The sequence below is a fragment of the Nocardiopsis flavescens genome (assembly GCF_900141985.1).
Lineage (GTDB): Bacteria > Actinomycetota > Actinomycetes > Streptosporangiales > Streptosporangiaceae > Nocardiopsis > Nocardiopsis flavescens.
This window is the reverse complement of record NZ_FQZK01000008.1, coordinates 131,933-157,166: the sequence shown is the minus strand read 5'-3', so window position 1 is coordinate 157,166 and position 25,234 is coordinate 131,933. Positions and strand designations below refer to the sequence as shown.

22 protein-coding genes are annotated in these 25,234 nt (G+C 74.3%); 15 read left to right on the top strand and 7 right to left on the bottom strand.

The window, feature by feature from the left end; translation table 11 throughout:
- The first annotated feature begins 90 nt into the window (after window positions 1–90).
- The gene (locus BUE45_RS15280; RefSeq protein WP_073379989.1) at window positions 91–1,197 is read left to right on the top strand and encodes an NADH:flavin oxidoreductase/NADH oxidase; all 1,107 of its coding nucleotides are present in this window, start codon (window positions 91–93) and stop codon (window positions 1,195–1,197) included.
- A 335-nt stretch (window positions 1,198–1,532) separates the two neighbouring features.
- Here the strand turns inward: BUE45_RS15280 and BUE45_RS15275 are convergent, their stop codons facing one another.
- The 4 genes from BUE45_RS15275 to BUE45_RS15260 form a co-directional block, all read right to left on the bottom strand.
- A complete protein-coding gene (locus BUE45_RS15275) occupies window positions 1,533–2,696 on the bottom strand; it encodes an oxygenase MpaB family protein (RefSeq protein ID WP_073379988.1) in 1,164 nt (387 codons plus the stop codon).
- Between the two features lie 33 nt (window positions 2,697–2,729).
- Complete coding sequence (locus tag BUE45_RS15270) at window positions 2,730–3,782, bottom strand: polyprenyl synthetase family protein (RefSeq protein WP_073379987.1); 1,053 nt, start codon at window positions 3,780–3,782, stop codon at window positions 2,730–2,732.
- Entirely contained in the window at window positions 3,775–4,059 is a 285-nt protein-coding gene (locus BUE45_RS15265) for a hypothetical protein (RefSeq protein WP_073379986.1), read from the bottom strand. The genes BUE45_RS15270 and BUE45_RS15265 overlap by 8 nt, the downstream gene beginning before the upstream one ends.
- Before the next feature lie 638 nt (window positions 4,060–4,697).
- Window positions 4,698–6,155 (bottom strand): alanine/glycine:cation symporter family protein, encoded by a 1,458-nt coding sequence (locus tag BUE45_RS15260; RefSeq protein WP_073379985.1) that lies wholly within the window; start codon window positions 6,153–6,155, stop codon window positions 4,698–4,700.
- A 356-nt stretch (window positions 6,156–6,511) separates the two neighbouring features.
- Here BUE45_RS15260 and ilvA point away from each other — a divergent pair, with 356 nt between their 5' ends.
- Together ilvA and BUE45_RS15250 are read left to right on the top strand one after the other, a co-directional pair.
- The gene (gene ilvA / locus BUE45_RS15255) at window positions 6,512–7,792 is read left to right on the top strand and encodes a threonine ammonia-lyase IlvA (RefSeq protein ID WP_218619550.1); all 1,281 of its coding nucleotides are present in this window, start codon (window positions 6,512–6,514) and stop codon (window positions 7,790–7,792) included.
- On the top strand, window positions 7,789–8,208 hold the full coding sequence (locus BUE45_RS15250) for a hypothetical protein (protein WP_073379984.1): 420 nt from the start codon (window positions 7,789–7,791) through the stop codon (window positions 8,206–8,208). Before ilvA ends, BUE45_RS15250 begins: the two co-directional genes overlap by 4 nt.
- Window positions 8,209–8,467: 259 nt before the next feature.
- Here BUE45_RS15250 and BUE45_RS15245 read toward each other — a convergent pair whose 3' ends face one another.
- Together BUE45_RS15245 and paaK are read right to left on the bottom strand one after the other, a co-directional pair.
- Window positions 8,468–8,845 carry a hypothetical protein gene (locus tag BUE45_RS15245; protein ID WP_143173367.1) on the bottom strand — a complete coding sequence of 126 codons (378 nt, stop codon included), beginning with the start codon at window positions 8,843–8,845 and terminating at the stop codon, window positions 8,468–8,470.
- A 290-nt stretch (window positions 8,846–9,135) separates the two neighbouring features.
- Window positions 9,136–10,497 carry a phenylacetate--CoA ligase PaaK gene (gene paaK / locus BUE45_RS15240; protein ID WP_073379982.1) on the bottom strand — a complete coding sequence of 454 codons (1,362 nt, stop codon included), beginning with the start codon at window positions 10,495–10,497 and terminating at the stop codon, window positions 9,136–9,138.
- 248 nt (window positions 10,498–10,745) lie between these two features.
- Between paaK and BUE45_RS15235 the strand changes: the two genes are divergently transcribed.
- From BUE45_RS15235 to BUE45_RS15180, 12 genes are all read left to right on the top strand, one after another.
- Window positions 10,746–11,996, top strand: coding sequence for a thiolase family protein (locus BUE45_RS15235; protein WP_073379981.1), 1,251 nt, complete (start codon window positions 10,746–10,748; stop codon window positions 11,994–11,996).
- Window positions 11,993–12,748 carry an enoyl-CoA hydratase/isomerase family protein gene (locus BUE45_RS15230; RefSeq protein ID WP_073379980.1) on the top strand — a complete coding sequence of 252 codons (756 nt, stop codon included), beginning with the start codon at window positions 11,993–11,995 and terminating at the stop codon, window positions 12,746–12,748. Before BUE45_RS15235 ends, BUE45_RS15230 begins: the two co-directional genes overlap by 4 nt.
- Entirely contained in the window at window positions 12,745–13,638 is an 894-nt protein-coding gene (locus BUE45_RS15225) for a 3-hydroxyacyl-CoA dehydrogenase family protein (RefSeq protein ID WP_073379979.1), read from the top strand. Before BUE45_RS15230 ends, BUE45_RS15225 begins: the two co-directional genes overlap by 4 nt.
- Window positions 13,639–13,642: 4 nt before the next feature.
- Window positions 13,643–14,431, top strand: a complete 789-nt coding sequence (locus tag BUE45_RS15220; protein WP_073379978.1) for an enoyl-CoA hydratase/isomerase family protein — start codon at window positions 13,643–13,645, stop codon at window positions 14,429–14,431.
- A gap of 150 nt (window positions 14,432–14,581) precedes the next feature.
- A complete protein-coding gene (gene paaA / locus BUE45_RS15215; RefSeq protein WP_073379977.1) occupies window positions 14,582–15,574 on the top strand; it encodes a 1,2-phenylacetyl-CoA epoxidase subunit PaaA in 993 nt (330 codons plus the stop codon).
- The gene (gene paaB / locus BUE45_RS15210; RefSeq protein ID WP_073379976.1) at window positions 15,571–15,918 is read left to right on the top strand and encodes a 1,2-phenylacetyl-CoA epoxidase subunit PaaB; all 348 of its coding nucleotides are present in this window, start codon (window positions 15,571–15,573) and stop codon (window positions 15,916–15,918) included. Before paaA ends, paaB begins: the two co-directional genes overlap by 4 nt.
- 40 nt (window positions 15,919–15,958) lie before the next feature.
- Complete coding sequence (gene paaC / locus BUE45_RS15205) at window positions 15,959–16,837, top strand: 1,2-phenylacetyl-CoA epoxidase subunit PaaC (protein WP_073379975.1); 879 nt, start codon at window positions 15,959–15,961, stop codon at window positions 16,835–16,837.
- Window positions 16,834–17,352: a 1,2-phenylacetyl-CoA epoxidase subunit PaaD gene (paaD, locus tag BUE45_RS15200; protein ID WP_245833229.1), complete on the top strand. Its 519-nt coding sequence runs from the start codon at window positions 16,834–16,836 to the stop codon at window positions 17,350–17,352. The genes paaC and paaD overlap by 4 nt, the downstream gene beginning before the upstream one ends.
- 2 nt (window positions 17,353–17,354) lie before the next feature.
- Window positions 17,355–18,455, top strand: a complete 1,101-nt coding sequence (gene paaE / locus BUE45_RS15195) for a 1,2-phenylacetyl-CoA epoxidase subunit PaaE (RefSeq protein WP_073379973.1) — start codon at window positions 17,355–17,357, stop codon at window positions 18,453–18,455.
- 38 nt (window positions 18,456–18,493) lie between these two features.
- A complete protein-coding gene (gene paaI / locus BUE45_RS15190) occupies window positions 18,494–18,871 on the top strand; it encodes a hydroxyphenylacetyl-CoA thioesterase PaaI (RefSeq protein ID WP_073380068.1) in 378 nt (125 codons plus the stop codon).
- A gap of 346 nt (window positions 18,872–19,217) precedes the next feature.
- Window positions 19,218–21,350, top strand: coding sequence for a LamG domain-containing protein (locus BUE45_RS15185; RefSeq protein ID WP_073380067.1), 2,133 nt, complete (start codon window positions 19,218–19,220; stop codon window positions 21,348–21,350).
- A gap of 318 nt (window positions 21,351–21,668) precedes the next feature.
- The gene (locus tag BUE45_RS15180) at window positions 21,669–22,844 is read left to right on the top strand and encodes an outer membrane protein assembly factor BamB family protein (protein ID WP_143173366.1); all 1,176 of its coding nucleotides are present in this window, start codon (window positions 21,669–21,671) and stop codon (window positions 22,842–22,844) included.
- Window positions 22,845–22,854: 10 nt separating this feature from the next.
- Here the strand turns inward: BUE45_RS15180 and BUE45_RS15175 are convergent, their stop codons facing one another.
- Entirely contained in the window at window positions 22,855–25,116 is a 2,262-nt protein-coding gene (locus tag BUE45_RS15175) for a hypothetical protein (protein ID WP_073379971.1), read from the bottom strand.
- Window positions 25,117–25,234: the final 118 nt, after the last annotated feature.

Sequence of the window (25,234 nt, the reverse complement as noted above, 5' to 3'; positions counted from 1 at the left end):
ACCAACGTCCCGACGTCCGGACATCCCAGGTCTGCGACCCAGCCCCCCGACACCCCGACACCCCGCGCCCAGGAGTAGTGAGGACCCGCCGTGAGCGCCCTGTTCACCCCGCTGGAACTGCGATCGCTGACCGTCCCCAACCGGGTGTGGATGGCCCCGATGTGCACGTATTCGGCGGTCGGCCGGGGCCCAGAGGCCGGCGTCCCCACCGACTTCCACCTGACCCACCTGGCCTCCCGCGCCGCGGGCGGGGCCGGCCTGGTCATGGCCGAGGCCACCGCCGTGCGCCCCGACGGCCGGATCAGCCCCGCCGACCTGGGGCTGTGGAACTCGGCCCAGCAGGCCGCCTTCTCCCGGATCACCGCCGCCGTCGCCTCGCACGGCGCGGTCCCCGCCGTCCAGCTCGCCCACGCCGGGCGCAAGGGCTCCAGCCGGCGGCCCTGGGACGGGCCGGGCACCGTCCCGCCGGAGGAGGGCGGCTGGGAGGGCGTCTCCTCCGACGACGCGCCCTTCCCCGGCCTGGCCGCGCCCCACGCCCTCACCGTCGCGGAGATCGAGCGCCTGGTCGGGGACTTCGCCGCGGCGGCCGAGCGCGCCCTGGCCGCCGGGTTCCAGGTCGCGGAGGTGCACGGCGCCCACGGCTACCTCCTCAACACCTTCCTGTCCCCGGCGGGCAACCGGCGCACCGACTCCTACGGCGGAAGCTTCGAGAACCGCCTGCGCTTCCCCCTGGCCGTGGTCGAGGCCGTGCGCGCGGTCTGGCCCGAGGACCTGCCGGTGCTCTTCCGGACCTCGGCCACCGACTGGCTGGCCGAGGACCCCGGGGACCCCCGCCGGGGCTGGACCGGGGAGGACACCGTGCGCCTGGCCGAGGAGCTCCGGGCCCGCGGGGTGGACCTGCTCGACGTCTCCACCGGGGGCGTGGCGGCCGGGGCGCGCATCCCCGTCGCCCCCGGGTACCAGGTGCCCTTCGCCGAGCGGGTGCGCGCCGAGACGGGGATGCCCACCGCCGCCGTCGGACTGGTCACCGAGCCCGCGCAGGCGGAGGAGATCGTGGCCTCCGGCCGCGCCGACGCCGTCATGCTGGGCCGCCAGCTGCTCCGCGAGCCCTACTGGGCGCACCGCGCCGCCGCCGAACTCGGCGCCGAGCCCCGCTGGCCGGTTCCCTACGGCTACGCCGTGGCGCCCCGCCGGTAGGCGCACCGGCCCTGGAGCCCGCCGCACCCGCCGACCGCCTCACGTCGGCCCACCACCACAGGGCGCCGGACGGGCCGCCGGCGCGAACACGGCGGGACCGACGGGCGCGACCGGCGCAGCCACCCCCACCACGGCCCGGGGCGCCCTCCCGCGCCGCCCCGGCGGGGACCGCCGGTGACACGCTCCCGCCCCTGAGCGGGAACGCCGCACCGCAAGGTGGGGGAGCACCGGTGAACCGCTCCCGTCCCCGGGCGAAGGCGCCGCACCGCACGAGGGCATCCGCCGCACACGCCCCGGGACCCGCGGACGCCTCCCCGGGCCGCACCGGAGCGGGCTCAGGAGGAGAAGGCGGGCGGAGGCGGGACCCACCGGGCGGTGCGGGAGGCGGCGGAGGCGACGCCGTACTCGTCCCTGAGCCGTTCGGGGACGGCGTACTGCATGACCCTGCCCCGGGTCAGGGAGCTGAGCTCCAGGTGGGTGGTGAGGTGGCCGAGCCGGTCCAGCGCCCAGGCCCCCAGCGGGGAGCGGTCCTCGATGCCCTCCAGGACGCCGAGCAGCGCGGGGGAGGCCTTGACGCCCGTGTCCCAGGCGCTGCGCGGCACCTGGAGCCAGTCGGCGCAGGTGTCGCCGATGAGGTAGCGGATCAGGGCGGCGACCACGGGGTCCAGGAGCGTCCCGGGGACGACCTCCTCGTAGAGGTCGATGAGCTGGCGGGTCAGCCGCGCGCCCTCCTCGGAGGGGCCCATGTACCGCGTCATGTACAGGTCGGAGAACAGGCGGGCCTCCTCCAGGTCGGCCGGGGCCCGCCCCGGGGCGATCCCGAGCATCTCGCCGACGACGCGCCAGGCGTAGAAGTAGGACGCCGCGCCCTCGGCCGACATGTGGACGCCCAGGCGGTGCAGGGCGTCCAGGACCTGGATCGAGAAGATCATCAGGCCGCCGATCATGTCCTCCTGGCAGATCGGGGTGCCCAGCGCCTCCTCGTCCCAGAGCCCCTCGCGGCGCATGTGGTGGCGGATGGAGGCGTGCAACAGGCGCACCTTCTGGACCGCGGGGACGAACCGGCTCCCCGCCTCGAAGGCGTCGGGCTGCATCAGCCAGACGGTGAACTGCCCCGTCTCGGCCATGCGCCGCGAGGGGTACTCCAGGCCGTGGGTGGCGCTGAGCAGCCTGGCCACGTGCGGGACGGCGTAGCAGGCGGGCATGGCGGAGAAGGCCAGGGCGGTGGAGATGTGCACGTTGTTGTCGATGAAGAAGAGCCGGGCCCGCTCCATCTCGCCCCAGTCGACCCAGTCGGGCGGGGCCGCGGTCGCCCGCAGGTACTCGTGGGCCACGTCCGGCAGCCCCTCGGGCAGCTCCTGTCCGGCCGTGGAGAAGTAGCGCATGAGGGTGTTGAACCTGCCGACCTCGCCGCGCTCGAACAGGGTCGCCACCGTGCCGTCGGCGAGTTCGTCCCCCACGAGCCGTAGCGCGCTCATGGACTCCGGTGTGTGCTGCATGCCATCCTCTCTGCGGCCGAGCCCCTCTGCGGCTCAGTTCTGCCGGTCCGCGGCCAGGGCCGCCATGTGGGTCAGGGCGGTGGCCGCCTCGCCGGGCAGGCCCGCGCGGGCCAGGGCGGCGGTCGCCTCCCCGGTGCGCAGGGTGATCATCTCCTCGACCCGTTCGGGCGCCCCGGTGCGCCGCGCGATCGCCCGGACCCTGGACAGGCCCGCCTCGTCCAGGTCGCGCCGGCCGAGCAGGCCGCGCAGCTCCCGCCGCTCGGCCGCGGTGGCGGCCGACCAGGTCTGGGCGAACAGGACCGTCGGCCGGTCGCCCCGGGCGTCGTCCAGGTTCGACTTGCCGGTGTGCGCCGGGTCGCCGAAGAGCCCCAGCAGGTCGTCCCGGAGCTGGAAGGCCTCGCCCAGGGGGATCCCGTAGGAGGTGAAGGCCTCCATCAGGGCCCGCGGGGCGCCGGCCAGCGCGCCGCCGATGTGCAGGGGGTGCTCGACCGTGTACTTGGCCGTCTTGTAGCGGATGACCTGGAGCGACCGGTCCGTGTCGGGTCGGGAGCCGGTGCGCAGGACTTCCAGGCACTCCCCGGCGACCAGCTCGCGGGCCATGGTCGACCACGGTCCGCGGGCACGGGACAGGTAGGCCGCGGGCAGGCCGCACAGGAGGAACATCTGCCCGGCCCACGCCATCAGCAGGTCCCCGGTGAGGAGGGCCAGCGCACGGCTCCGGGCCTGGGGCCGGGTCCCGCCGGCCAGCGCCGCTCGCAGGGCGGCGTGGGCGCTCGGGGCGCCGTGGCGCGTCGGGCTCTCGTCGATGAGGTCGTCGTGGACGACCGCCGCCGCGTGCACCAGCTCCATGGCCGCGGCGGCCCTGACCAGGGCGTCGCTGTCCGGCTGGCCGGCCGCGCGCCACCCCCAGTAGCAGAACGCGGCGCGCAGGCGCTTGCCGCCGGACACCGCCGCGGTCAGCTGCTCGGCGACCGGCAGCAGGTCGGCGTCGACGGCGAGGAGCTGCTCGGTCTCCTGCCGTGCGAAGGCCTCCAGCTCGGCGTCCACCCGCGCCCGGAACAGGGCCTGCCCCGGCGGCTCAGGCATCGCCCCGGCCGGGTTCCCGGGAGGCGGCGCGGCGGGCGAGCAGCTCCATGTGGGACTCGGGCGTGGGGGAGTACCGCCGCAGCGCCAGGATCCCCCGCTGCCGCAGCTCCTCCCGGCCGTCCCGGGCGAGTTCGGCCAGGTCCGACCGGCCCAGCAGCGCCCCGGTCCTGCGCAGGGCCGTTCCGATGCCCTCGATGACCAGGTCGGCGGCCCCGGCCGCGATCAGCACCGGATCGCCCACGCGCCCGCCCTCGGCACCGTCCTCGGTGTGCGCCACAGTGTTCTCCCGTTCGCGTCCCGTACGACAGGGACCACGGCTCCGGAGAGGGGGCCCGGGTATTTCGCGGGTGCGCCGTGGATCCTTTTTCGAGGATCATCTGGGGCCATGAACTCATTTGTCAATGCGCCGGTGTGATTCCGTGCGTTTTTCCGGGGGAGAGGAGCGCGCCGCCTTTTCGGGAGAAGCGGACAAGGGTGATAAGAATCAGACAGGGAGTGGGAAAAGATCCGCGACATTCTTTCCGGGACGGTGCTCCCGGGCCGGAACCGTCGCGGTTCCGGCGTCTCCGGCCGGAGTTCGTGCCAGGTCGCACGGCCGCGGGCGGACGACCGCAACCCCCGCTGCCCGGGGCGTCCGTGCTCGGGGTCGTCCGCGCGCCGGAAGGAGTGCGCGTGCGCGGCCGACCGCCCGCGCCGTTGGCATTCTCCGTATTTCTAATTTTTCTGCGGAAAAGGTGTTTTCTTTGTGAATTGCACGCTTTCCGATGCCGCCGGATGCGGGCGGTCGTATGCGGTCGTGCGGCCTTGCGCGCGGACCCCGGTCCCGCGTCGGCCCGGCCGGGGGTCCGCCGGCGGGGGACGCCCGGCACCCGCCCCTGCGGACGCGTCGGGGGCGGCCGCAGGGGCGGGGCGGGTTCAGGCCCGGGTGCTCTCCGCGCCCTCCGGCTCGGGGTCCCAGCACCGCACGTGGGGCAGCTCAGGCATCCGGTCCGCGGTGAACACCGGGTCCAGGCCCTGCCTGCGCTGGGCCGTGTAGTCCTTGAGGAGCTTGAGCGCGACGCCCGCCAGCGGCACGATCGCGGCCAGGTTGACCAGCGCCATGAACCCCATGGTGGTGTCGGCCAGCGTCCACACCAGCTGGATCGAACCGACGGAGCCGAGGAAGGTCGCCACCAGGAAGACCCACTTGTAGGCCGTCAGCAGCCGCTCGCTCGGGTTGAGGAAGCCCACGTTGGACTCGCCGTAGTAGTAGTTGCCCAGCACGGAGGTGAACGCCAGCAGGAAGATGATCACCGCGAGCGCGTGCACCGCCCAGCCGCCCAGGTTCGCGCCCAGCGCGTCCTGCGTCATGGTGGCGCCCAGGTCCTCGCCGTAGACGGGGTTGGAGACCAGGATGATGAAGGCGGTGATGGAGCAGACGACGAGGGTGTCGAAGTAGACGCCCAGGGTCTGCACCAGGCCCTGCTTGACCGGGTGGCTGACGCTCGCCGTCGCGCCCGCGTTGGGGGCCGAGCCCAGCCCGGCCTCGTTGGAGAACATCCCGCGCCGCACGCCCTGGATGATCGCCGTGCCCAGGCCGGCCGCGGCGACCTCGCGCAGGCCGAAGGCGTGCGCGAACATGAGGGAGACGACGCCGGGGATCTTCTCCAGGTTCATCAGGACCACGGCGATGCCGAGCAGCAGGTAGGCGAGCGCCATGAACGGCACCAGCAGCTGAGCGACGTTGGCGATGCGCCGGATGCCGCCGAAGATGACCGCGGCGGTCAGCGCCACCAGCCCCAGGCCGATGGCGGCGGGCAGCCACGGCATGGCGCCGGTGTCGGCGCCCGCCTGCGCGGCGGAGCCGACGAGGGTCGTGGAGATGGTGTTGGACTGCACCGCGTTGAACACGAACCCGAAGGTCACCGTGATGGTGATCGCGAAGACCACGCCCAGCCAGCGCCTCCCGAGCCCGTACTGCATGTAGTAGGCCGGGCCTCCCCGGAAGCCGTCCTTGTAGGGCACCTTCCACAGCTGGGCCAGCGTCGACTCCACGAAGCTCGCCGCGCCGACCAGCAGCGCCATCAGCCACATCCACACCACGGCGCCGGGACCGCCCAGCGAGATGGCGGTCGCCACCCCCGCCACGTTGCCGGTGCCGACGCGTGCCGCCGCGGACACCGCGAACGCCTGGAAGGAGGAGATGGAGCGCCCGTCGCCGTCGTCCGCGCGGCCCGAGCCGCCGAACGAGCGGAACATCTCGGGCAGGAGCCGGAGCTGGACCAGCCCCAGGCGGACGGTGAAGTACAGGCTCGCGGCGACCAGCACCACGATGACCAGGGGCCAGAAGAGGTCGTTGTTGAAGACGCCGATGGCGTCGGTCAACGCTTGCATGAGAGGGCGGTCCGCCGTTTCCGCAGAGGAGATCGGTACGAAGGTCCTTTCTCGCCTGATTCACCCGGAGCAAACACGGTGCGACCGAAAAGGCACTCTATGTCACATGATCGTTGCCCGACCGTGCCGGAACCGGAACCGGTGTGGAGGGGCTCACAGCGGACCGCCGCCGGGTCCCCGCCGCCACCCGGACGGTCCGTCGCCGGGTGTTCCCCGAGGTCCCAGTGGCGCGAGTGGCACCGGAACGGTCACGGGGCGCTGTACGGTCGAGGCGGGCGCTACCTCCGCCCCCGCGCACGGGGACGCGCCGCGGGGACGGCGGACGGGACCGCGCGCCCCGAACGACAAGGACCACCGTGAACGACAACGACCGGTACGGGCACGCGGCGTCCGCGCGGGTGGACGCGGCGCAGGTCGAGGAGGCCGCCGCCCGCCTCGCCGACGTCATCGGGCCCACCCCGCTCCAGCGCAGCGAGCGCCTCTCCGCCCGCTACGGCCTGGACGTGCGGCTCAAGCGCGAGGACCTCAACGCCGTCCGCTCCTACAAGGGGCGCGGCGCCCTCAACTTCGTGCGCTCCCTCTCCCCGGGCGAGCGCGGGCGCGGGGTGGTCTGCGCGAGCGCCGGCAATCACGCCCAGGGGGTGGCCTTCGCCTGCGCCTCCCTGGGGATCGCGGCCCGCGTGTACCTGCCCCGGACCACGCCGCGCCAGAAGCGCGAGCGGGTCACGGCGCTGGGCGGGGAGAGCGTGCGCGTCATCGTCACCGGCGACACCTACGACGACGCCGCCGCGGCCGCCCTGCGCGACGCCCACGAGCAGGGGGCGACCCTGCTGCCCGCGTTCGACGACCCGCGCACCATCGCGGGTCAGGGCACCGTCGTCAAGGAGGCCGTCGAGCAGCTCGGCCGCGCCCCCGACGCCGTGGTGGTGCCGGTGGGCGGCGGCGGGCTGCTGGCCGGGACCCTCACCTGGCTCCGCGCGCGCCACCCGCGGGTCAGGGTGATCGGCGCCGAACCCGCCGGGGCCGCGAGCATGGCCGCCGCCCTGCGGGCGGGCCGCCCCGTGGACGTCGACGGCCTCGACCCGTTCGTGGACGGTGCCGCCGTCCGCCGGGTCGGCCGCATCACTTTCGCGGTGGCGGCCGAGCGGCCGCCGCGGCTGGTCGCCGTGCCGGAGGGGCGCCTCTGCCGCGAGATGCTGGACCTGTACCAGGTGGACGGGATCATCAGCGAGCCCGCGGGCGCGCTCGCCCCGGCCGCGCTCGACGCGGGCGTCGACCTCCCCGAGGGCGCGACGGTCGTGTGCGTGCTCTCCGGCGGCAACAACGACGTCAGCCGGTACGCGGAGATCGTGGAGCGGGCGCTGGTCCACGAGGGGCGCAAGCACTACTTCCTGGTGGACTTCCCCCAGGAGCCGGGGGCGCTGCGCCGGTTCCTCGACGACGTCCTGGGGCCGGACGACGACATCACCCGGTTCGAGTACGTCAAGCGCAACAACCGCGAGACCGGGCCCGCCCTGGTGGGGGTGGAGCTGGGCGCGGCGCAGGACCTGGATCCCATGCTCAAGCGCATGGAGGCCGCACCGCACCGCATCGAGCGGGTACGTCCGGACAGCGCGCTGTACGGTTTCCTGGTGTGAGCGACGAACACGTGCGGGCGGCCCGCTCGACCGACCGCTGTCCCGGATGCGGCGGCACCCGCACCTGGGAGGCGGCCCAGTCGGTGGAGGGCCGCCGGCTGTGCTGGACCCTGGACCGGCACTGCGCCGCCTGCGGGGTGCAGAGCTGCGACCGGGGCCGCGGCCCGGCGCCGGAGGCGGTGCGCGCCGCGGTGGTCGCGCGGCACGGGACGCACCTCCTGCGCCTGGAGGATCCCGGCGCCCGGGGCGGGACGGTCCCCAAGGTGTTCCGCGACGTGTTCGACCTGTCCCTGGCCGGGACGGCGCGGGCGGCGGCGGCGCTGCGCGGCGACGGCTACGAGGGCACCCACCCCGAGGTCCGCCTCCTCGCCGCGCTCCTGGCCGCCGCGGGCCTGCCCGCGGTGATCGACGGCTGACCGCCCCCGGAGCCGCGGACTCCTCCCCGGAGCACCCGTCCCCAGGGCGCGCCGCCACGCGGTGCCGACCGCCGCCCTGCGGGCCGGGCGGCCGATCCGCACCGGGCTCCACCCCCGGTCGACGGACACGGGGAGCCCGGCCATCGCGCGTCGGCCCCCGCGTCACCGGTCGGACACGGCCCGCCCGCCCCCGGGACGGCCCGGTCCGCCGCCCCCTTCGAGGGGCGCCGGCGCGGTCCGGCCGACGGGACGCCGCCGCTCACGCCCCCCATCCCCGCTCCCGGTCGGCGAGGAACCCGTCCAGCAGCCGGAACAGGACGGCGACGGCGTGCGCGTCCTCCTCCGGCGCGAGGTCCGTGACGCGGTCCCGGTCCGGGAAGGCCACCCGGTGCGCCTGCCCCCACCAGCCCGTGGCCCCGCGCGGAGTCCCCCGCTCCTCGATCCACCGGTCGAAGCCGTCCAGCACGGATTCCCCGCGCCGCCGCGCCTGCATCTCGTAGCCGTGCAGGAACGCGACCACCCTCCCGTAGGTCGCGCTGAGCGTGTACATGCCCGGACGCCTTCCCACCAGTGCCAGGAACTCGCGGTCGCTCATCGCCGTCATGTCCACCCGTGCCCCGCCTTCGCCTGTGCTCACCGATCCGGCGAATCCTAGTCCGTGCCCCACCCCCGACGGCGCTCGCGCCCGTCGCCGCCCGCGCCCCTGACCCGGGGCGGGACCCGTACGGGCACCCCGGATGTGCATTATCGGCCGGGGCCTGACAGGCTTCCCCCACGGTGCGACCGGGTGGGAAGCGCAGCCCCGCGGGGCCAACGACACCCGTCCGGCGCACGGTCGCGCCCCGCAGGGCGACGGCCCCGCCCCCGCCCGCCGCGGCGGAACCGCCGTGCGGGTGGGAACGGGGCCGTGACGCGCCCGCGGAGGGGCTACTCCTTGGGGCGGTTGTCGATGATGCGGCGGAACTTGCCCACCGACCGCTCGATCTGCTCGGGGTCCACGACGTCCACCGTCACGCTCACCCCGACCCGGTCCTTCACGGTCGCGGTGATCTCCCGGACCAGCGCCGCGCGCCGGTCGGACGTGCAGTCGGGCGCGGCCTCGATGCGCACCGCCATGCGGTCCAGCCGGCCGTCCCTGGTGAGCACCAGCTGGAAGTGCGGGGCCAGTCCGTCCAGGCCCAGCACGATCTCCTCGATCTGGGTCGGGAACACGTTCACCCCGCGCAGGATGATCATGTCGTCGCTGCGGCCGGTCACCTTGTCCATCCGCCGCATCGGCCGGGCGGTGCCCGGGCGCAGCGTGGTCAGGTCGCGGGTGCGGTAGCGGATGACCGGCATCGCCTGCTTGGTGAGCGAGGTGAAGACCAGCTCGCCCTCCTCGCCGTCGGCCAGCACGTCCTGCGTGACCGGGTCCAGTACCTCGGGGTAGAAGTGGTCCTCCCAGACGTGCAGCCCGTCCTTGGTCTCCACGCACTCGTTGGCCACACCCGGCCCCATGACCTCCGACAGCCCGTAGATGTCCACGGCGTGGATGTCGAACCGCTCCTCGATCTCCGCGCGCATCTTTTCGGTCCACGGCTCGGCGCCGAAGATGCCGGTCGTCAGGGAGGTGCTCCGCGGGTCGATGCCCTGGCGCTCGAACTCGTCCATGAGCGTCAGCATGTAGCTGGGCGTCACCATGATGATCTCGGGCCGGAAGTCCTGGATCAGCTGCACCTGCTTGGCCGTCTGCCCGCCCGAGGCCGGGATGACGGTGCACCCCAGCTTCTCGGCGCCGTAGTGCGCCCCCAGGCCGCCGGTGAACAGCCCGTACCCGTAGGACACGTGCACCTTGTGCCCCGGGCGCCCGCCCGAGGCGCGGATGGAGCGGGCCACCACGGTCGCCCAGGTGTCGATGTCCTCGCGGGTGTAGCCCACCACGGTCGGCTTGCCGGTGGTGCCGCTGGAGGCGTGGACGCGGGCCACCCGCTCCTGCGGGACGGCGAACATGCCGAACGGGTAGTTGTCCCGCAGGTCGGCCTTGGTGGTGTGCGGGAAGTGCCGCAGGTCGGCCAGCTCCCGCAGGTCCCGCGGGTGGACGCCGGCGTCATCGAACTTCTTCCGGTACAGCGGCACGTTGGTGTACGCGTGCTCCAGCGTCCACTTCAGGCGGTCCAGCTGGAGGGCGCGCAGCTCGTCGACACCCATGCGCTCGGCCGGGTCCAGGATCTCGGGGGAGGGGGCCTCCCCGAGCCGTCGGGTGCTACCGGTGACACCGGTCGACCGCCGGATGGTGTCGTGGCTCGCCATATGAGACTCTCCGTGTGCGAGTGCGCGGTGGGCCGCCGGGCCGACGCCCGGGAGGGTGGTGCGACGAGTGTTCCGCGCGTTCGAGGTGGGTTCACGCCTGCTCAGAGGCGGTCCGACTTGCTTACTGACCGAACGTTCGGTTACTAATGCATTAAGTCAGTCTCCGGGACCCGTGTCAAGGAGACGTGTCGATCAGTTCACTGTCGACGGTGGCACAGGCCACCGTCAACCATCATGGGAGGCCGTTCGTGAGCGACGTTTACGTGGTCGACGGGGTACGCACCCCCCAGGGCCGGTACGGTGGCGCCCTCGCCGCAGTCCGCCCCGACGACCTGGCCGCCGCGGCCGTCGCCGAGGCGGTCCGCCGCGCCGGCGTCCCGCGTGACGCGGTCGACGAGGTCGTCCTGGGCGCCGCCAACCAGGCGGGCGAGGACAACCGCAACGTCGCGCGCATGGCCGCGCTGCTGGCCGGGCTGGACCCGAGCGTCCCCGGCTACACGGTCAACCGCCTGTGCGCCAGCGGGCTGACCGCGGTCTCCTCCGCCGCCCAGGCCATCCGCGCGGGCGAGGCCGACGTTGTCGTCGCGGGAGGCGTGGAGTCCATGACCCGCGCCCCCTGGGTGATGGCCAAGCCCGGCACCCCCTGGGCCAAGCCCGGCGAGGTCGCCGACACCTCCCTGGGCTGGCGCTTCACCAACCCCCGCTTCGCCGCCCACGACGCCGGCGTCCCCGCCGGGGCGACCCCCGACGACCTGCGCTACACCCTCTCCATGGGTGAGACGGCCGAGGAGGTCGCCGCTCTGGAGGGCATCACCCGCGAGGAGTCCGACGCCTTCGCGCTGGCCAGCCACCGCAGGGCGCTCGCCGCCGCCGCGGCGGGCCGGTTCGACCGCGAGATCGTGCCCGTCACGGTCACCGGCCGCAAGGGCGCCACCCACGAGGTCACCGCCGACGAGGGCCCCCGGCCCGACACCGACGAGGCCACCCTCGCCGGGCTGCGCCCGGTGTTCCGCAAGGGCGGCATCGTCACCGCGGGCAACTCCTCCTCCCTCGCCGACGGCGCCTGCGCCCTGGTCCTGGCCTCGGCCGCCGCCGTCGAGCGGTACGGACTCACCCCGCGCGCCCGCGTCGTGGCCTCCGCCTCCGCCGGGGTGCCGCCGCAGGTCATGGGCCTGGGGCCGGTGCCCGCCACGCGCAAGGTCCTGGCCCGCGCGGGCTGGACCCTGGACGAGGTCGGCTCCGTCGAGCTCAACGAGGCCTTCGCCGCCCAGTCGCTGGGCGTCATCCGGCAGCTGGAGCTGGACCCCGCGCGCGTCAACGCCGACGGCGGCGCCATCGCCCTGGGCCACCCGCTGGGCAGCTCCGGCGCCCGCATCCTGGTCACCCTCCTCAACCGCATGGAGCGCGAGGGCACCGACCGCGGCCTGGCCACCCTGTGCGTGGGCGTGGGCCAGGGCGCGGCCCTGCTGGTCGAGCGGGTCGGCGGAGGCGCGGCGTGACCGGGGCCGGCGAGAACGCCTTCGAGACCCTGCGGGTCGAGCGGCGCGAGGACCGGGTGGTGGTGGAACTGCACCGCCCCCGGGCCCGCAACGCCATCAACGGCACGATGATCGCCGAGCTGCACGAGGTGTGCGCCCGGATCGAGGCCGACCCGCTCCCGCTGCTGCTCATCGGGCACGGGAACGTGTTCGCGGGCGGAGCCGACATCTCCGAGCTGCGCGAGCGCGGACGGGAGGAGGCGCTGGCCGGCATCAACAGCCGCCTGTTCGAGCGCCTGCACCGCCTGCGGGTCCCCACCGTCGCCGCCGTGGACGGCTGGGCGCTGGGCGGGGGCGCCGAGCTGTCCTACGCCTGCGACATCCGCATCGCCACCCCCGCCGCCGTGTTCGCCCAGCCCGAGCCTGGCCTGGGCATCATCGCCGGCGCGGGCGCCTGCTGGCGGCTCAAGGAGCTGGTGGGCGCGTCGGTGGCCAAGCAGGTGCTGCTGGGCGGCTACCGCCTGGACGCCGAGGCCGCGCTGCGCCACGGCCTGGTCGCGGAGATCGTCCCCGCCGAGGAACTGGGCGAGCGCGCCCACGCCCTCATCGACCGCATGGCCGCCTCCTCCGCCCTCGCCCTGCGCATGACCAAGATGGTGCTGGACGCGGACGGGCCCCACCCGCTGGCCGACGACCTGACCCAGGCGGTGCTGTTCGAGACCGCCGACAAGCACGACCGGATGACCCGGTTCCTGGAGAGGAAGAAGCGTTGACCTCGGGCACCACCGACACCGCGGCGTCCGCCGCCGCCCCCGCCCGCGTCGCCGTCATCGGCGGCGGCACCATGGGCGCCGGGATCGTCCAGCAGTTCCTCGCAGCGGGATCGGCGGTGACGCTGGTCGAGGCCACCGCCGAGGCCGCCGCGGCGGGCCGCGCCCGGGTCGCCTCCGGCCTGGCCGCCTCCGCCGCGCGCGGCCGGCTCGACGGGGACCCCGACACCCACCTGGCCCGGCTGTCCACCGCCACCGACGCCGCCGGCATCCCCGCCGGGACCGGCCTGGTGGTCGAGGCCGTCCCGGAGCGGCCCGAGCTGAAGATCGCCGTCCTCACCGCCGCCGAGGCCGCCGTGGGCGAGGAGGCCGTGCTGGCCTCCAACACCAGCTCCCTGTCGGTCGCCGAGCTGGCCGCCGCCCTGAAGCACCCGCGCCGGTTCCTGGGCACGCACTTCTTCAACCCGGTCCCCGCGTCCAAGCTGGTGGAGATCGTCACCGCCCCCGACACCGACCCGGCCGTGGTCGCCTCGGTGCGCGGCTGGGTCGCCGCCCTGGGCAAGACCGAGATCGTCGTCCGCGACGCCCCCGGGTTCGCCACCAGCCGCCTGGGCGTCGTGCTCGGCCTGGAGGCCATCCGCATGGTCGAGGAGGGCGTCGCCTCCCCGACCGACATCGACACCGCCATGGAGCTGGGCTACCGCCACCCGATGGGGCCGCTCCGGCTCACCGACCTGGTCGGCCTGGACGTGCGCTTGGCCATCGCCGAGTACCTCGCGTCCGAGCTGGGGGAGCGCTTCTCCCCGCCGGAGCTGCTGCGGCGTATGGTCGCAGAAGGGAAGCTCGGCAAGAAGTCCGGACAGGGCTTCCACACCTGGAACAAGGGAGCATAGGGCGTTGAGCGAGCAGAAAGCGGCGGAGTTCTCCGAGGCCGACGGGCTGGCCGTGGTGCGGCTGCACCGTCCCGCGCTCACCCGGCAGGTGAAGGAGGAGCTGCTGGCCGCGCTGCGCGGGGCCGCCGCCTCCACCACCGCGCGCGCGGTGCTGCTGCTGGGGTCGGACCGGGCGTTCTGCGTGGGGCAGGACCTGGCCGAGCACGCGCGCGTCCTGGAGGAGGCGCCCGACCAGGCGCTCACCACCGTGCGCGAGCACTACAACCCGATCGTGCTGGCCCTGGAGTCGATCCAGGTCCCGGTCGTGGTGGGCATCGGCGGCGCCTGTGTGGGCGCGGGGCTGGGCTTCGCCCTGGCCGGGGACGTGCGGGTGGCGGCGCGCAGGGCCAGGTTCGGCACCGCGTTCACCGGCATCGGCCTGGCCTCCGACTCCGGCCTCGCCTCCAGACTGGTCACCGCGCTGGGCCGGGCGCGGGCCATGGAGCTGATGCTCCTGGGCACCGTGTTCGGCGCGGACCGGGCCCTGGAGCTGGGCCTGGTCACCGAGGTCGTCGACGACGACGCCTGGGAGGAGCGCGCCCGCGAGGTGGCCGCGGGGCTGGCGGCCGGGCCGACCGCGGCGCTCGTGGCCGCCAAGCGCGAGGTGGCCGCGGCGGCCGAGGGCGTGCGCCCGCTGGCCGAGCTGCTGGAGGAGGAGGCGGACCTCCAGAACCAGCTGGGGGTGACCGCCGACCACGCCGGTGCGGTGCGGGCGTTCCTGGACAAGCGCAAGCCGACCTTCACCGGGGGCTGATCCGCGGCGGTACGCCGCCGCCGGACCGGTCACGGCCCGGCGGCGGTGGCCGACCCGCCCCCGCGCCCCGCGTGCGGACTTGACCGGCGCGGTCGGATGTGGGGATACTAATTACTGACCGAACGTTCGGTTATGAATGGGGAATGAGCAATGACCGTGACGCAGGAGGCGCCCCCCGGCGCCGACGACGCGTTCCAGGCCGACTTCGACGCGAAGATCGCCGCGGACCGGCGCATCGAGCCGCGCGACTGGATGCCCGAGGCCTACCGCCGGAGCCTCGTGCGCCAGGTCTCCCAGCACGCCCACTCCGAGATCATCGGCATGCAGCCCGAGGGCGACTGGATCGCCTCCGCGCCCAGCCTGCGCCGCAAGGCCATCCTCCTGGCCAAGGTCCAGGACGAGGCCGGCCACGGCCTGTACCTGTACGCCGCCGCCGAGACCCTGGGCGTCGACCGCGCCGACCTCACCGCGCGCCTCATCGAGGGCCGCCAGAAGTACTCCTCGATCTTCAACTACCCCTCGCTGACCTTCGCCGACGTCGGCGTCATCGGCTGGCTGGTGGACGGCGCCGCCATCTGCAACCAGGTCCCGCTGTGCCGCAGCTCGTTCGGCCCCTACGCCCGCGCCATGGTGCGCATCTGCAAGGAGGAGTCCTTCCACCAGCGGCAGGGCTACGAGCTGCTCCTGCGCATGATGGAGGGCACCGAGGGCCAGCGGGCCATGGTCCAGGACGCCGTCGACCGCTGGTGGTGGCCGTCCCTGATGATGTTCGGCCCGCCCGACGCCGACTCCCCGAACACCGCCCGGTCCATGGCCTGGCGGATCAAGCGCGACACCAACGACGACCTGCGCCAGAAGTTCGTCGACATGAGCGTCCCGCAGGCCGAGAAGCTCGGCGTCACCCTCCCCGACCCCGAGCTCGCCTGGAACGCCGAGCGCGGCCACTACGACTTCGGCGAGCCCGACTGGGTCGAGTTCAAGCAGGTCGTCTCCGGCGCCGGCCCCAAGAACGCCGAGCGCATCGCCCGCCGCCGGGCCGCCCACGAGAAGGGCGCCTGGGTCCGCGAGGCCGCCACCGCCTACGCCGCCAAGCGGGCCGCCCGGGCGCAGAACACCACGGACACCCAGGAGGCCACGGCATGAGCAAGGACACCACCGCGGGCTCCGGCGCGCAGGACGGACGCCCGGAGGGCGGCAGTGCAGCCCGCCCGGAGTGGCCGCTGTACGAGGTCTTCGTCCGCGGCAAGCGCGGGCTCAACCACGTCCACGTGGGCTCCCTGCACGCGCCCGACGACACCATGGCGCTGCACAACGCCCGCAACCTCTACACCCGCCGCAACGAGGGCGTCAGCATCTGGGTGGTCCTGGCCGAGGACATCACCGCGTCCAGCCCCGACGAGAAGGACCCCTACTTCGCGCCCAGCGGAGACAAGGTCTACCGCCACCCGACCTTCTACCCCATCCCCGAGGACGTCCCGCACATCTAGGCGGCGACCCGGGACGACGAGGCGACGAGGAACAGAGCACATGAGCGGCGACAACATTTTCACCGGCCTGGTCGAAGAGCACGACGGCGACGCCCGCTGGGCCTTCGGCACCGGTTTCACCGACGCCCTCGCGGGCGTCGACACCACCCTCCCCGAGGGGGTCGACGGCGCCGACCTGGCCCTGTACTGCCAGATGCTCGGCGACGACGCCCTGGTCCAGGCCCAGCGGCTCGTCGACTGGGTGACCGACGCGCCCGAGTTGGAGGAGGAGGTGGCCCTGGCCAACATCGCCCTGGACCTCCTGGGCCAGGCGCGCCTGCTGCTGGCCCGCGCCGGGCAGGCCGACGGCACCGGCCGGGACGAGGACGCCTTCGCCTACCGGCGCGCGCCGCGCGAGTTCCGCAACGTGCACCTGGCCGAGGCGCCCCGCGGCGACTTCGCCCGCGCCGTCGTCACCCTGCTGGTGCTCTCCAGCCACCGGCTGGCCCTGTTCACCCGGCTGGCCGACAGCGCCGACCCCGTGGTCGCGGCCATCGCCGCCAAGGGCGTCAACGAGCTGGCCTACCACCGCGAGTACGCGGTGTCCTGGGCGCTGCGCCTGGGCGACGGCACCCCGTACTCGCACGAGCGCGCGGCCGAGGCCGTCGCCGACGTGTGGCCGCTCACCGGCGAGCTGTTCGCCGCCCACCCCGTCGAGTCCCGCCTCGCGGCCCGCGGCGCCGCCGTGGACCCCGCCGACGTCCGCGAGGAGGTCCACACCGTCCTCACACGGGTCCTCACCGAGGCCACCCTGCCGGCCCCCGGCCCCTTCCCCGAGGGCACGGTCGCCGGGCGCGAAGGCCGCCACACCGCCGAGCTGGCCCCCCTGCTGGAGGAGCTCCAGCGGGTGGCCCGGGAGCACCCGGAGGCGACGTGGTGACCGCCGCACCGGCCCGGGGGGCCGCGCGCGCCCGCGCCGCGGCCGAGGCCGTCACCGACCCCGAGCTTCCCATGCTCACCCTCGCCGACCTGGGCATCCTGCGCCGGGTGGAGGTCGACGGGGCGGGCGCCGTCCAGGTGTGGATCACCCCCACCTACTCCGGCTGCCCGGCCCTGGCCGAGATGCGGGCGGACGTCGACCGGGCGGTCCGCGCCGCCGGGTTCGACGCCGTGGAGGTGCGCACCGAGCTGTCCCCGGCCTGGACCACCGACTGGATCACCGACGAGGGGCGGCGCAAGCTCGCCGAGCACGGCATCTCCCCGCCGGGGGCCGCCCCGCGCCGGGACGCCGGGCCCGTCCCGCTGACCCTGCTGCCCACCCGGACCGTCCCGCACTGCCCGCTGTGCGGGTCGTCCGAGACCGAGGAGCTGTCCCGGTTCGGGGCGACCTCCTGCAAGTCGCTGCACCGCTGCAGGTCCTGCCTCGAACCGTTCGAGCACGTCAAGGAGATCTGACCGTGACCACACCCGTCACCGACGCCCCCGCGGCCCCGCGCCGCGGGTCGGTGTTCCACCGGCTGCGCGTGGCCGCCGTCGAGAGGCTGTGCGACGACGCCGTCGCCGTGAGCTTCGACGTGCCCGACCACCTGGCCGCGGAGTTCGCGTTCGCCCCCGGCCAGTCGCTGACCCTGCGCCGGGAGGTCGACGGGGCCGAGGAGCGGCGCAGCTACTCCATCTGCGCACCCGCGGGCGACGCGCCCCGGGTGGGCGTGCGCCTGGTCGCGGGCGGGCTGTTCTCCACCTGGCTGGTGGAGGAGGTGCGCCCCGGCGACGAGATCGAGGTGGGCGCGCCCACCGGCCGGTTCTGCCCGGACCTGTCCGCCTCCGCCCGCCACGTGATGGTCGCGGCGGGGTCGGGGATCACCCCGGTGCTGTCCATGGCGGCGTCGCTGCTGCGCGGCACCGGCTCCCACGTCACGCTGCTGTACGGCAACCGGCGCAGCGACACGGTGATGTTCGCCGACGAGCTGGCCGACCTCAAGGACGCGTACGGCCCGCGCTTGGAGCTGGTGCACGTGCTGTCCCGCGAGCCGCGCGAGGCGGAGCTGTTCACCGGCCGCCTGGACGGCGCCAAGCTGGGGGCGCTGCTGGACACCGTCGTGGCGGCCGACGCCGCCGACCACTGGTGGCTGTGCGGGCCCTTCGAGATGGTCACCGACGCCCGCCGGGTGCTCGCCGAGCGCGGGGTGTCCGCCGAGCGGGTCCACCAGGAGCTGTTCTTCGTCGAGGGGGCCGAGCCGCCGCCCACGGCCCGCCACGAGGACCCGGGGGTGGACGGACCGTCCAGCGAGGTCACCGTCGTCCTGGACGGGCGCACCACCACGCTCACCCTGCCGCGCGGGGTGCCCGTGCTGGACGCCGCCCAGCGCTACCGGCCCGACCTGCCCTTCGCCTGCAAGGGCGGGGTGTGCGGCACCTGCCGGGTCAGGGTGTGCGAGGGCGAGGTGCGCATGCTGCGCAACTACGCCCTGGACGAGGCCGAGGTGGCGGCCGGGTACGCCCTGTCCTGCCAGGCGCTGCCCCAGACCGACGCCGTGACCGTGGACTTCGACTCGTGAGCGGGGAGGGAGCGGTGCGCAACGAGGCCGCCTGGACGATGTTCGAGGCCGACCGGGCCTCCAAGAACCTGGGGATGCGCCTGGTGCGCGCCGACCTCGGGATCGCGGTGGTGGAGATGGCCGTGGGGCCGCTCATGGTCAACGGCCACGGGATCGCCCACGGCGGGTTCGTGTTCACGCTGGCCGACACGGCGTTCGCCTGCGCCTGCAACGTGGACGGGCGCGGGGTGACCGTGGCCTCGGGCGCCGACGTCACGTTCGTGGCGCCGGCCCGGGAGGGCGACCTGCTGGTGGCGACCGCCGAGGAGCGGACGGTGTTCGGGCGCAGCGGCCTCTACGACGTCACCGTGCGCCGCGGCGGCGAGGTCGTCGCCGAGTTCCGCGGACGCAGCCGCACCCTGCCCGCCCGCGCCTGACGCCGCCCCCGGCCGGAGCCCCCCGCGGGGACTCCGGCCGGGGCGCCCGGCGTTCGGTGACGTGCCGTTCGTCGGGCGCGCGGTGGGTCGTGGCCGGCCCGGAGACGTCCCGGGGCCCGTCGGTGCCCGGATGCGCCGGCCGTCGCCGGTACTCCTCGGTGCGGCCCCGGTCCCGCAGCGGTTCCGGGGGCGCGGCGTCCCGCGGCGTGACCGGTTGCGGCCAGGGGGGCCGCGGGAAACGGAAAAGTATGGTGGCGGCCTTTCACTTATGTATAGGTTTCCTATGCTTTTCGACCTGTTTCCTCCTCTGGTCCCTTGAGGGCCGGATAGACGGGTGATCCCCCTGATGCGTCGTTCCCTGACCCGTTCGGCGGCGGCCGCGGCCGTCCTCGCCCTGGTCGCCTCCCTGTTCGGGCCGGCCCCCGCGTCCGCGAACGAGAACCGTCCCCCCGACCGGCCCGACACCGCCTCCCTCACCGCCCGGGGCGAGGCCTGCTCCACCGACAGGACGAACCCCACCCTCCTCAACAGCACCCAGCTCACCCTGGCCGGGGTGTTCTCCGACCCCGACCCCGCCGCCACCGGGGTCTCCCAGCAGGTCAAGGCCGAGTTCGAGTGGGGGCCGGAGGACTCCGGGGAGCCTTGGGGGCGCGCGGAGTCCGCGTACACCACGCAGAGCCCCGGGGCCGCGCCGCCGGGCCGGTCGGTCACGGCCCGGGACCTGCCCGAGAAGACCCTGATCGGCTACCGCGCCCGTGCCCACGACACCCGGACGGCGGGGGAGTGGTCCGCGTACTGCTGGATCGAGATCAGCACGGCAAAGCCCGCGTCACCGCCCTCGGTCACCTCCGAGGACTACCCGAACGACAACCGGTTCCACGGGGCGCCCGGGAAGCCCGGCGCGTTCACCTTCGACGGCAACGGCGTGGACACGGCCGTGGCCTACGACTACGGCCTCCAGGGTGCCTGTGAGACCCGGGTCGAGCCCGAGACGCCGGGCGGACCGGTGACGGTCTCCATCACGCCCTCACGAAGCGGTCCGAACCTCCTCCACGCCAGGAGCGTGGACGCCTACGGCAATTCCTCCGGCTGCGGGCTGGTCCACACGTTCGGGGTGGCCCCGCCCGCCGACCCCGTCGCCCACTTCCCCCTGGACGAGGGGGAGGGGGACGCCTCGGCCGACGCCATGGTCGACGACCGCGTCGCCACGGCCGTCGGCGGCATCGACTGGACCCGGGGCCGAGCCGGAGTGCACGAAGGCGGCACGGAGTACCGGCTCGCGGGCACGGCCGTTTCCACGGCGAACGGTGCCCTGCGGACGGAGGCCCCCGTCGTCGACACGGACGGCACCTTCACGGTCTCCGCGTGGCTGCGCCTGGACGACACCGGCGACGACGCGGTCGTGCTCTCCCAGGACGGCGAGGCCGTGAGCGGGTTCCGGCTCGGCTACGACGCAGACGAAAAGGCGTGGTACTTCGACGCCCCGACCGCCGACGACCCGGCCGCGGCGCACACCCGCGTCTCGTCCACCGCGCCGGTGCGCACCGGCGCCTGGACCCAGCTGATCGGCGTGCACGACGCGGACACCGGGGAACTCGGCCTGTACGTGGACGGCTCCCACCAGGGCGCCGCCGAACACGATGGGGCTTGGAACGCCGAGGGCGCCTTCGTGATCGGCGGCGGGCACGGGCCGCAGGGGCCGGGGTGGCCCGGCGCCGTCGACCACGTCCTGGTCTGGGACCGCCTCCTGTACACGGAGGACACCACGACCACTTTCTCCGGCCGCTCCGAGGTCTGGGAGGCCGCCACCAGGCCCGTCGTCCCGGAGGGCGTCTGGCATCTGAACGAGACGGGGGGCACGGTCGCCGCGGACGCTTCGGACCACGGCCTCGACGCCACGCTGCACGGGGATCCGGCAGAAGTGTGGAACGGCGAGCGCAACCCGGTGACCCGGGACCCCAGCGCCCGATTGGACGGAACCGCTCACCTGAGTACTGAAGGCCCGGCCGTGCGAACGGACAACGGATTCTCCGCGTCCGCGTGGGTGCGCCTGGACGACGCGGACCGCGACGCCGTGTTCCTTTCCCAGAGCGGGGAGGACACCGACGGCTTCGCCCTGGGGTACGACTCCTCGACAGGGAGGTGGTTCTTCGAGACCGCCGTCGAGGACGCTCCGGGAGCCGAGACCCACCGTGCGGCTTCGAGGTCGTCGGCCCGGACCGGCCGGTGGGTCCATGTCGCCGGAACGTACGACCACATCGACGGGACCCTGACCCTCTACGTCGACGGGGTCTCCCAGGAGGCCGTCGGGCGCGAGGGCTCCTGGAACGCTGACGGAGGGGTCCTCATCGGTGCCGGCACCGCAGGGACGGCGGCCGAACGCCACTGGACAGGGGGGATCGCCGTCGTGCAGGTCCACCAGGGGGTCGCTCTGGAGGATGACGTCAACCTGATCTCCATGGGGTTCCCACCCGTCTGACCGGCGGTGGCGGCGGACCTGTACCGGCCCGTCGCCACCGGCTCCGGTCGGCCGTGCCCGGCGTTCGGTGACGTGCCGTTCGTCGGGCGCGCGGTGGGTCATGGTCAGCCCGGAGACGTCCCGGGGCCCGATGCCCAGGCCATCGCCGACGCCGCGTCCGTGCGCGCCGGGGAAGTACCCCGGCACCCTGGAGATCCGGCACTGCGACGGCGGTGGCGCGCCGCCCGCCTGCACGGCACCGCCCCCGGAGGCGCCTGAGCGCCCCCTGGACCCGACCGATCTGACGGTAAGGGGTGTTTGGGGCTAAGATGACCCAGCGTGCGTACCCCCATGGTCTTCCTCCCGATAGCCCTCCTCGCCACCGCGCTCACAGGCTGCTCTCCGCTGCGGATCGCGCTGCCCCAAGGGGGCGTCGAACCGGACCAGGGCCTGTTCGACCACCCGCCCTCGGAACTCAGCGCCGAGGAGCCCCTGCTGTGCCTGGACGGTGAGCGCGACGGCGCCGACTGCACCGAGCCCGGCGCCCTGCGCTGGTCGGTGCCGCTGGAAGGAGTGCACTACGTCGGGCTCAGGAAACCTGAGGTCGTTTTCGACACCCGCAGCCGGCTGAACCGAAGCGACCATCTCAGAGGACTTGTCTCCGACGGGGCGCTGCACCATTTCTCCGACGACCTTGTGCTCGTCCACGATCTGGAGACCGGTCGGCACCTCTGGACCGCGGACCTGCGCCGGGGCGCCCCCAAGCAGGTCGACATTGCCGCTCGGACCGGAGACCGCGTGTTCGTCGGGCTCCAGGACGGCCGTCACCTCTTCGAGGGTTTCGACGAACTCGTGGTCCTGGACTCCGAAGACGGTACGGAGACGGCCCGTCTGGTGCTGGCCGACACCATCGAGGGGGTCTCCAGGGCCCACCTGGTGGGGATCGCGGAGGAGGGCGGGGCGGTGGTGCTCCGGCACTCCGAGAACGGCTTTTTCGGCATGGACCCGATCAGCGGTGACGAGCTCTGGCGGGTCGAGACACGCCTTCCATGGCTCACGGACGCCCTCCATGATCGGACGCACTGGTTCGCGGACGGGTCCCTCGACATCATCGCCTGGAGCAAGGAGACCCCGCACAGCGACTGGGAGGCGGTCGACGCGCAGCGCTTCGACGGGCTCTCCGGGGCGGAGCTGGCAGCCCCGGAGTCCGGTGTCGAGTACCGACGAGAACCTGGTTTCTGGCCGGGTGCCTATCGCCCGGGCGAACTTTTCGACGAGGAGGGCGACGGTGCCGCCCGGCCCGTCCCCCTGACGATCCCTTCCTATGACATCCACCCCGGCCGGTGGGAGGCCCTGTCCGGAGTGGGGACGAGGACCCTGTCGAACCGGGGCGGGGGAACCGCGGAGGCCGTGTCCGTCACATGTGCTCCGGACGCTCTGCGGGTCGAGTACCCCCCGCCCCTGCCGGAAGCGGTGCGCTGCGACAACGCACGGTTGTTCGTGGTCAACCTCTGAGGGTGCGCGATCAGTCGCCGAGCCCGCATCCGGGCTCGGCGCAGCGGTGCAGGGCCACGACACCGTTGAGGCCGTACCCGTCGGCCCTGACCGCGGCGGGGTCGATGAAGGCCGCGACCACCGGGCGCCCCCCGTCGTCGATGAGCAGTTCGGCACCGCTGCGCACCCGCACGGCGTCGTGGAGGACGAGGCTGTCCCACTCGCTGCATCCGGTGTCCGTACAGGCCACCAGGGAGAGCATTGCCGTGCCGCTGTCGGCCAGCGCCAGCACGGGACGGCCCTGCGGGTCCAGTGCCAGGCCGGGCAGGTGCTGTTCCCAGCCGGGCCCGGTGAGCACCCGCTCCGTGAAGTCCGCGCAGTCCGCGGAAGCGCAGTCCACGAGCCGGGCCGAACCGTCGGTCGCCCGGTAGGCGACCACCGGGCGGCCGTCGGGGCGGACCTCCGTCCTGGCTCCGGTCCGTGTCCCGTCCCACGCCGCCGGTTGGAGGATGTTGTGGGCGGCGACGGCCGGCGGGACGATCTCGGTGCTGCTGGTGGCGGTGCAGGCGGTGTCGGAGCAGCGGAGCAGGTGCACCGCGCCGGTGTTGCGGTCGTAGAGCGTCGCCGCCGGTTCTCCGGCGGGCCCGGTCGCCGTGTCCAGGAGGTGTTCCGGCAGACCCCGTTCGGTCGAGGCGGGGAAGCGGCCCACGGTGACCGGTGCCGAGCACTCCTCGTCACAGGAACGCACGTCGACGGCCGTCTCGCCGTCCTCCGGGAACGCCGAGACCACGTGGAAGCCGTCGTCGTACTCGGCCACGTCGGCCAGGTACACCGGCTCATGCACGGTGTCTCCGAAGACCTCCAGGGTGTCCAGCTCCTGCTCCGGGCCGTGGCATCCCCGAGCGTCGCAGTCGGTGCCCAGGGTCAGCGTCCATGCCCTGTCGGCGTCGGAGTCCGCCGGTGGGCGTCCCCGCTCCCAGACGGCGCGCACCTGCCCGCCCGGGACACGGGAGTGGGTGCCCTCTCCGGCTTCGGCCTCCTCGTCCCGGGGGTGCAGTGCCACGGTGCAGCGGGGGGCGCACCACAGTTCCACCGTCGGTGCGGACAGTCTCAGGCCGTCATCGAAGGCGGCCATGTTCAGGACATCCCACCCGGGCCACTGTCCCCTGTCCATGGAGACGTACTCCACCGAGAAGTCGACGGGCTCGCCCGGGCGCACCCACAGCGCACCGGGCAGGACCAGCACCGCGGCCACGGCCGCCCCCAGTACCGGGAAGGCGTTCCGAAGCCGGGACTCCGAGGCCTTCCCACCGGCCGGAGCGGGGGCCAGGGGCCCGAGCAGGGCCGCGCGCAGTTCCTCCACCGAGGCGTCCCGCCGGGCCGCGCGCTCCTCCCCGTGCTCGTTCCCGACCGCACCCGGGGAGTCGGAGTCCCGGTACTCCATGGCCCCCGTCACCAGGAGCGCGGCCAGCCAGGAACCGCCCGCCACGCACACGGCCCCCACGAGGAACAGCGCCGTGGTCCAGCGGAACGGGGGCGGTCCGGGCAGGAAGGACGTTCCCCAGCCGACCAGGAGGGCCACCGCGAGGGTGGTGACGACGGTCACGGCGGGACGGAGCGTGTAGGAGGGCATGCGGCCCCGCGGGACCGGCCACCACGCACGCCCGGTGCGCGGCCCCGCCGCACGGGGCGGACCGGCGACCAGCCGGGCTGCCCGGTGGGCCAGGACGGTCGCGGCCCACAGGGGGACCGCGCCGGCCGCCAGTCCCCAGAGCACCGTGAACCGCTCGGCCACCACCAGCGCCGGCACCGGGGCGGCCAGGAACAGGGCGGCGGCCAGCACCGCGGCTCCGGTGGCCCGCCGGGGGCGCGCCGCCCAGCGGACGGCGGTCCGCGCGCTCACGGGCACGTCCAGGCAGGAGGCGGTCGCGACCACCAGCGCCGCCGTCAGGGAGATCCCCAGGGCCAGGGGGAGCGCCAGCGCGAACACCGCCAGCGCGGCCGACTCCGGACCGGTCAGCGGGGCGGTGGCGGGACCGGCGGTGAAGACGATCGGCCCGTCGGTCCACGCGAACCGCTGCGGGACCAGGAGCGCGAACAGCACCGACCCCAGCACCACCACCGGCAGCAGCGGTACGGCGAAGGCCGACGTCAACAGCCCCGGGGCCAGGCGGGCCAGGGCCAGGGCGGCGGCCTGGGTGGGCTCGCCTCCGTCACGCGGCGGCTGCCGCTCCGCGGCCTCGGCGGCGCTCTGCTCACTCGATCGGGGGACGGGTGTTCCGGGGGAGGGCAAGGGGACCTCGGGATGGTTCGGCGGCCGGGGGACGGAGTACAAACTACTGGGCGGTTTCCCCCGCTGCCACTCAGCGCCGTGTCCGGTGGGCAGGCCGGGTAGCAGCACTCCCCGGCGC

Coding starts and splice junctions, on each gene's coding strand:
- paaB (WP_073379976.1), top strand. CDS start 15,571: ATGAGCAAGGACACCACCGCGGGCTCCGGCGCGCAGGACGGACGCCCG.
- paaK (WP_073379982.1), bottom strand. CDS start 10,497: ATGGCGAGCCACGACACCATCCGGCGGTCGACCGGTGTCACCGGTAGC.
- paaI (WP_073380068.1), top strand. CDS start 18,494: ATGTTCGAGGCCGACCGGGCCTCCAAGAACCTGGGGATGCGCCTGGTG.
- BUE45_RS15270 (WP_073379987.1), bottom strand. CDS start 3,782: ATGCCTGAGCCGCCGGGGCAGGCCCTGTTCCGGGCGCGGGTGGACGCC.
- paaC (WP_073379975.1), top strand. CDS start 15,959: ATGAGCGGCGACAACATTTTCACCGGCCTGGTCGAAGAGCACGACGGC.
- paaA (WP_073379977.1), top strand. CDS start 14,582: ATGACCGTGACGCAGGAGGCGCCCCCCGGCGCCGACGACGCGTTCCAG.
- BUE45_RS15260 (WP_073379985.1), bottom strand. CDS start 6,155: ATGCAAGCGTTGACCGACGCCATCGGCGTCTTCAACAACGACCTCTTC.
- BUE45_RS15185 (WP_073380067.1), top strand. CDS start 19,218: ATGCGTCGTTCCCTGACCCGTTCGGCGGCGGCCGCGGCCGTCCTCGCC.
- BUE45_RS15275 (WP_073379988.1), bottom strand. CDS start 2,696: ATGCAGCACACACCGGAGTCCATGAGCGCGCTACGGCTCGTGGGGGAC.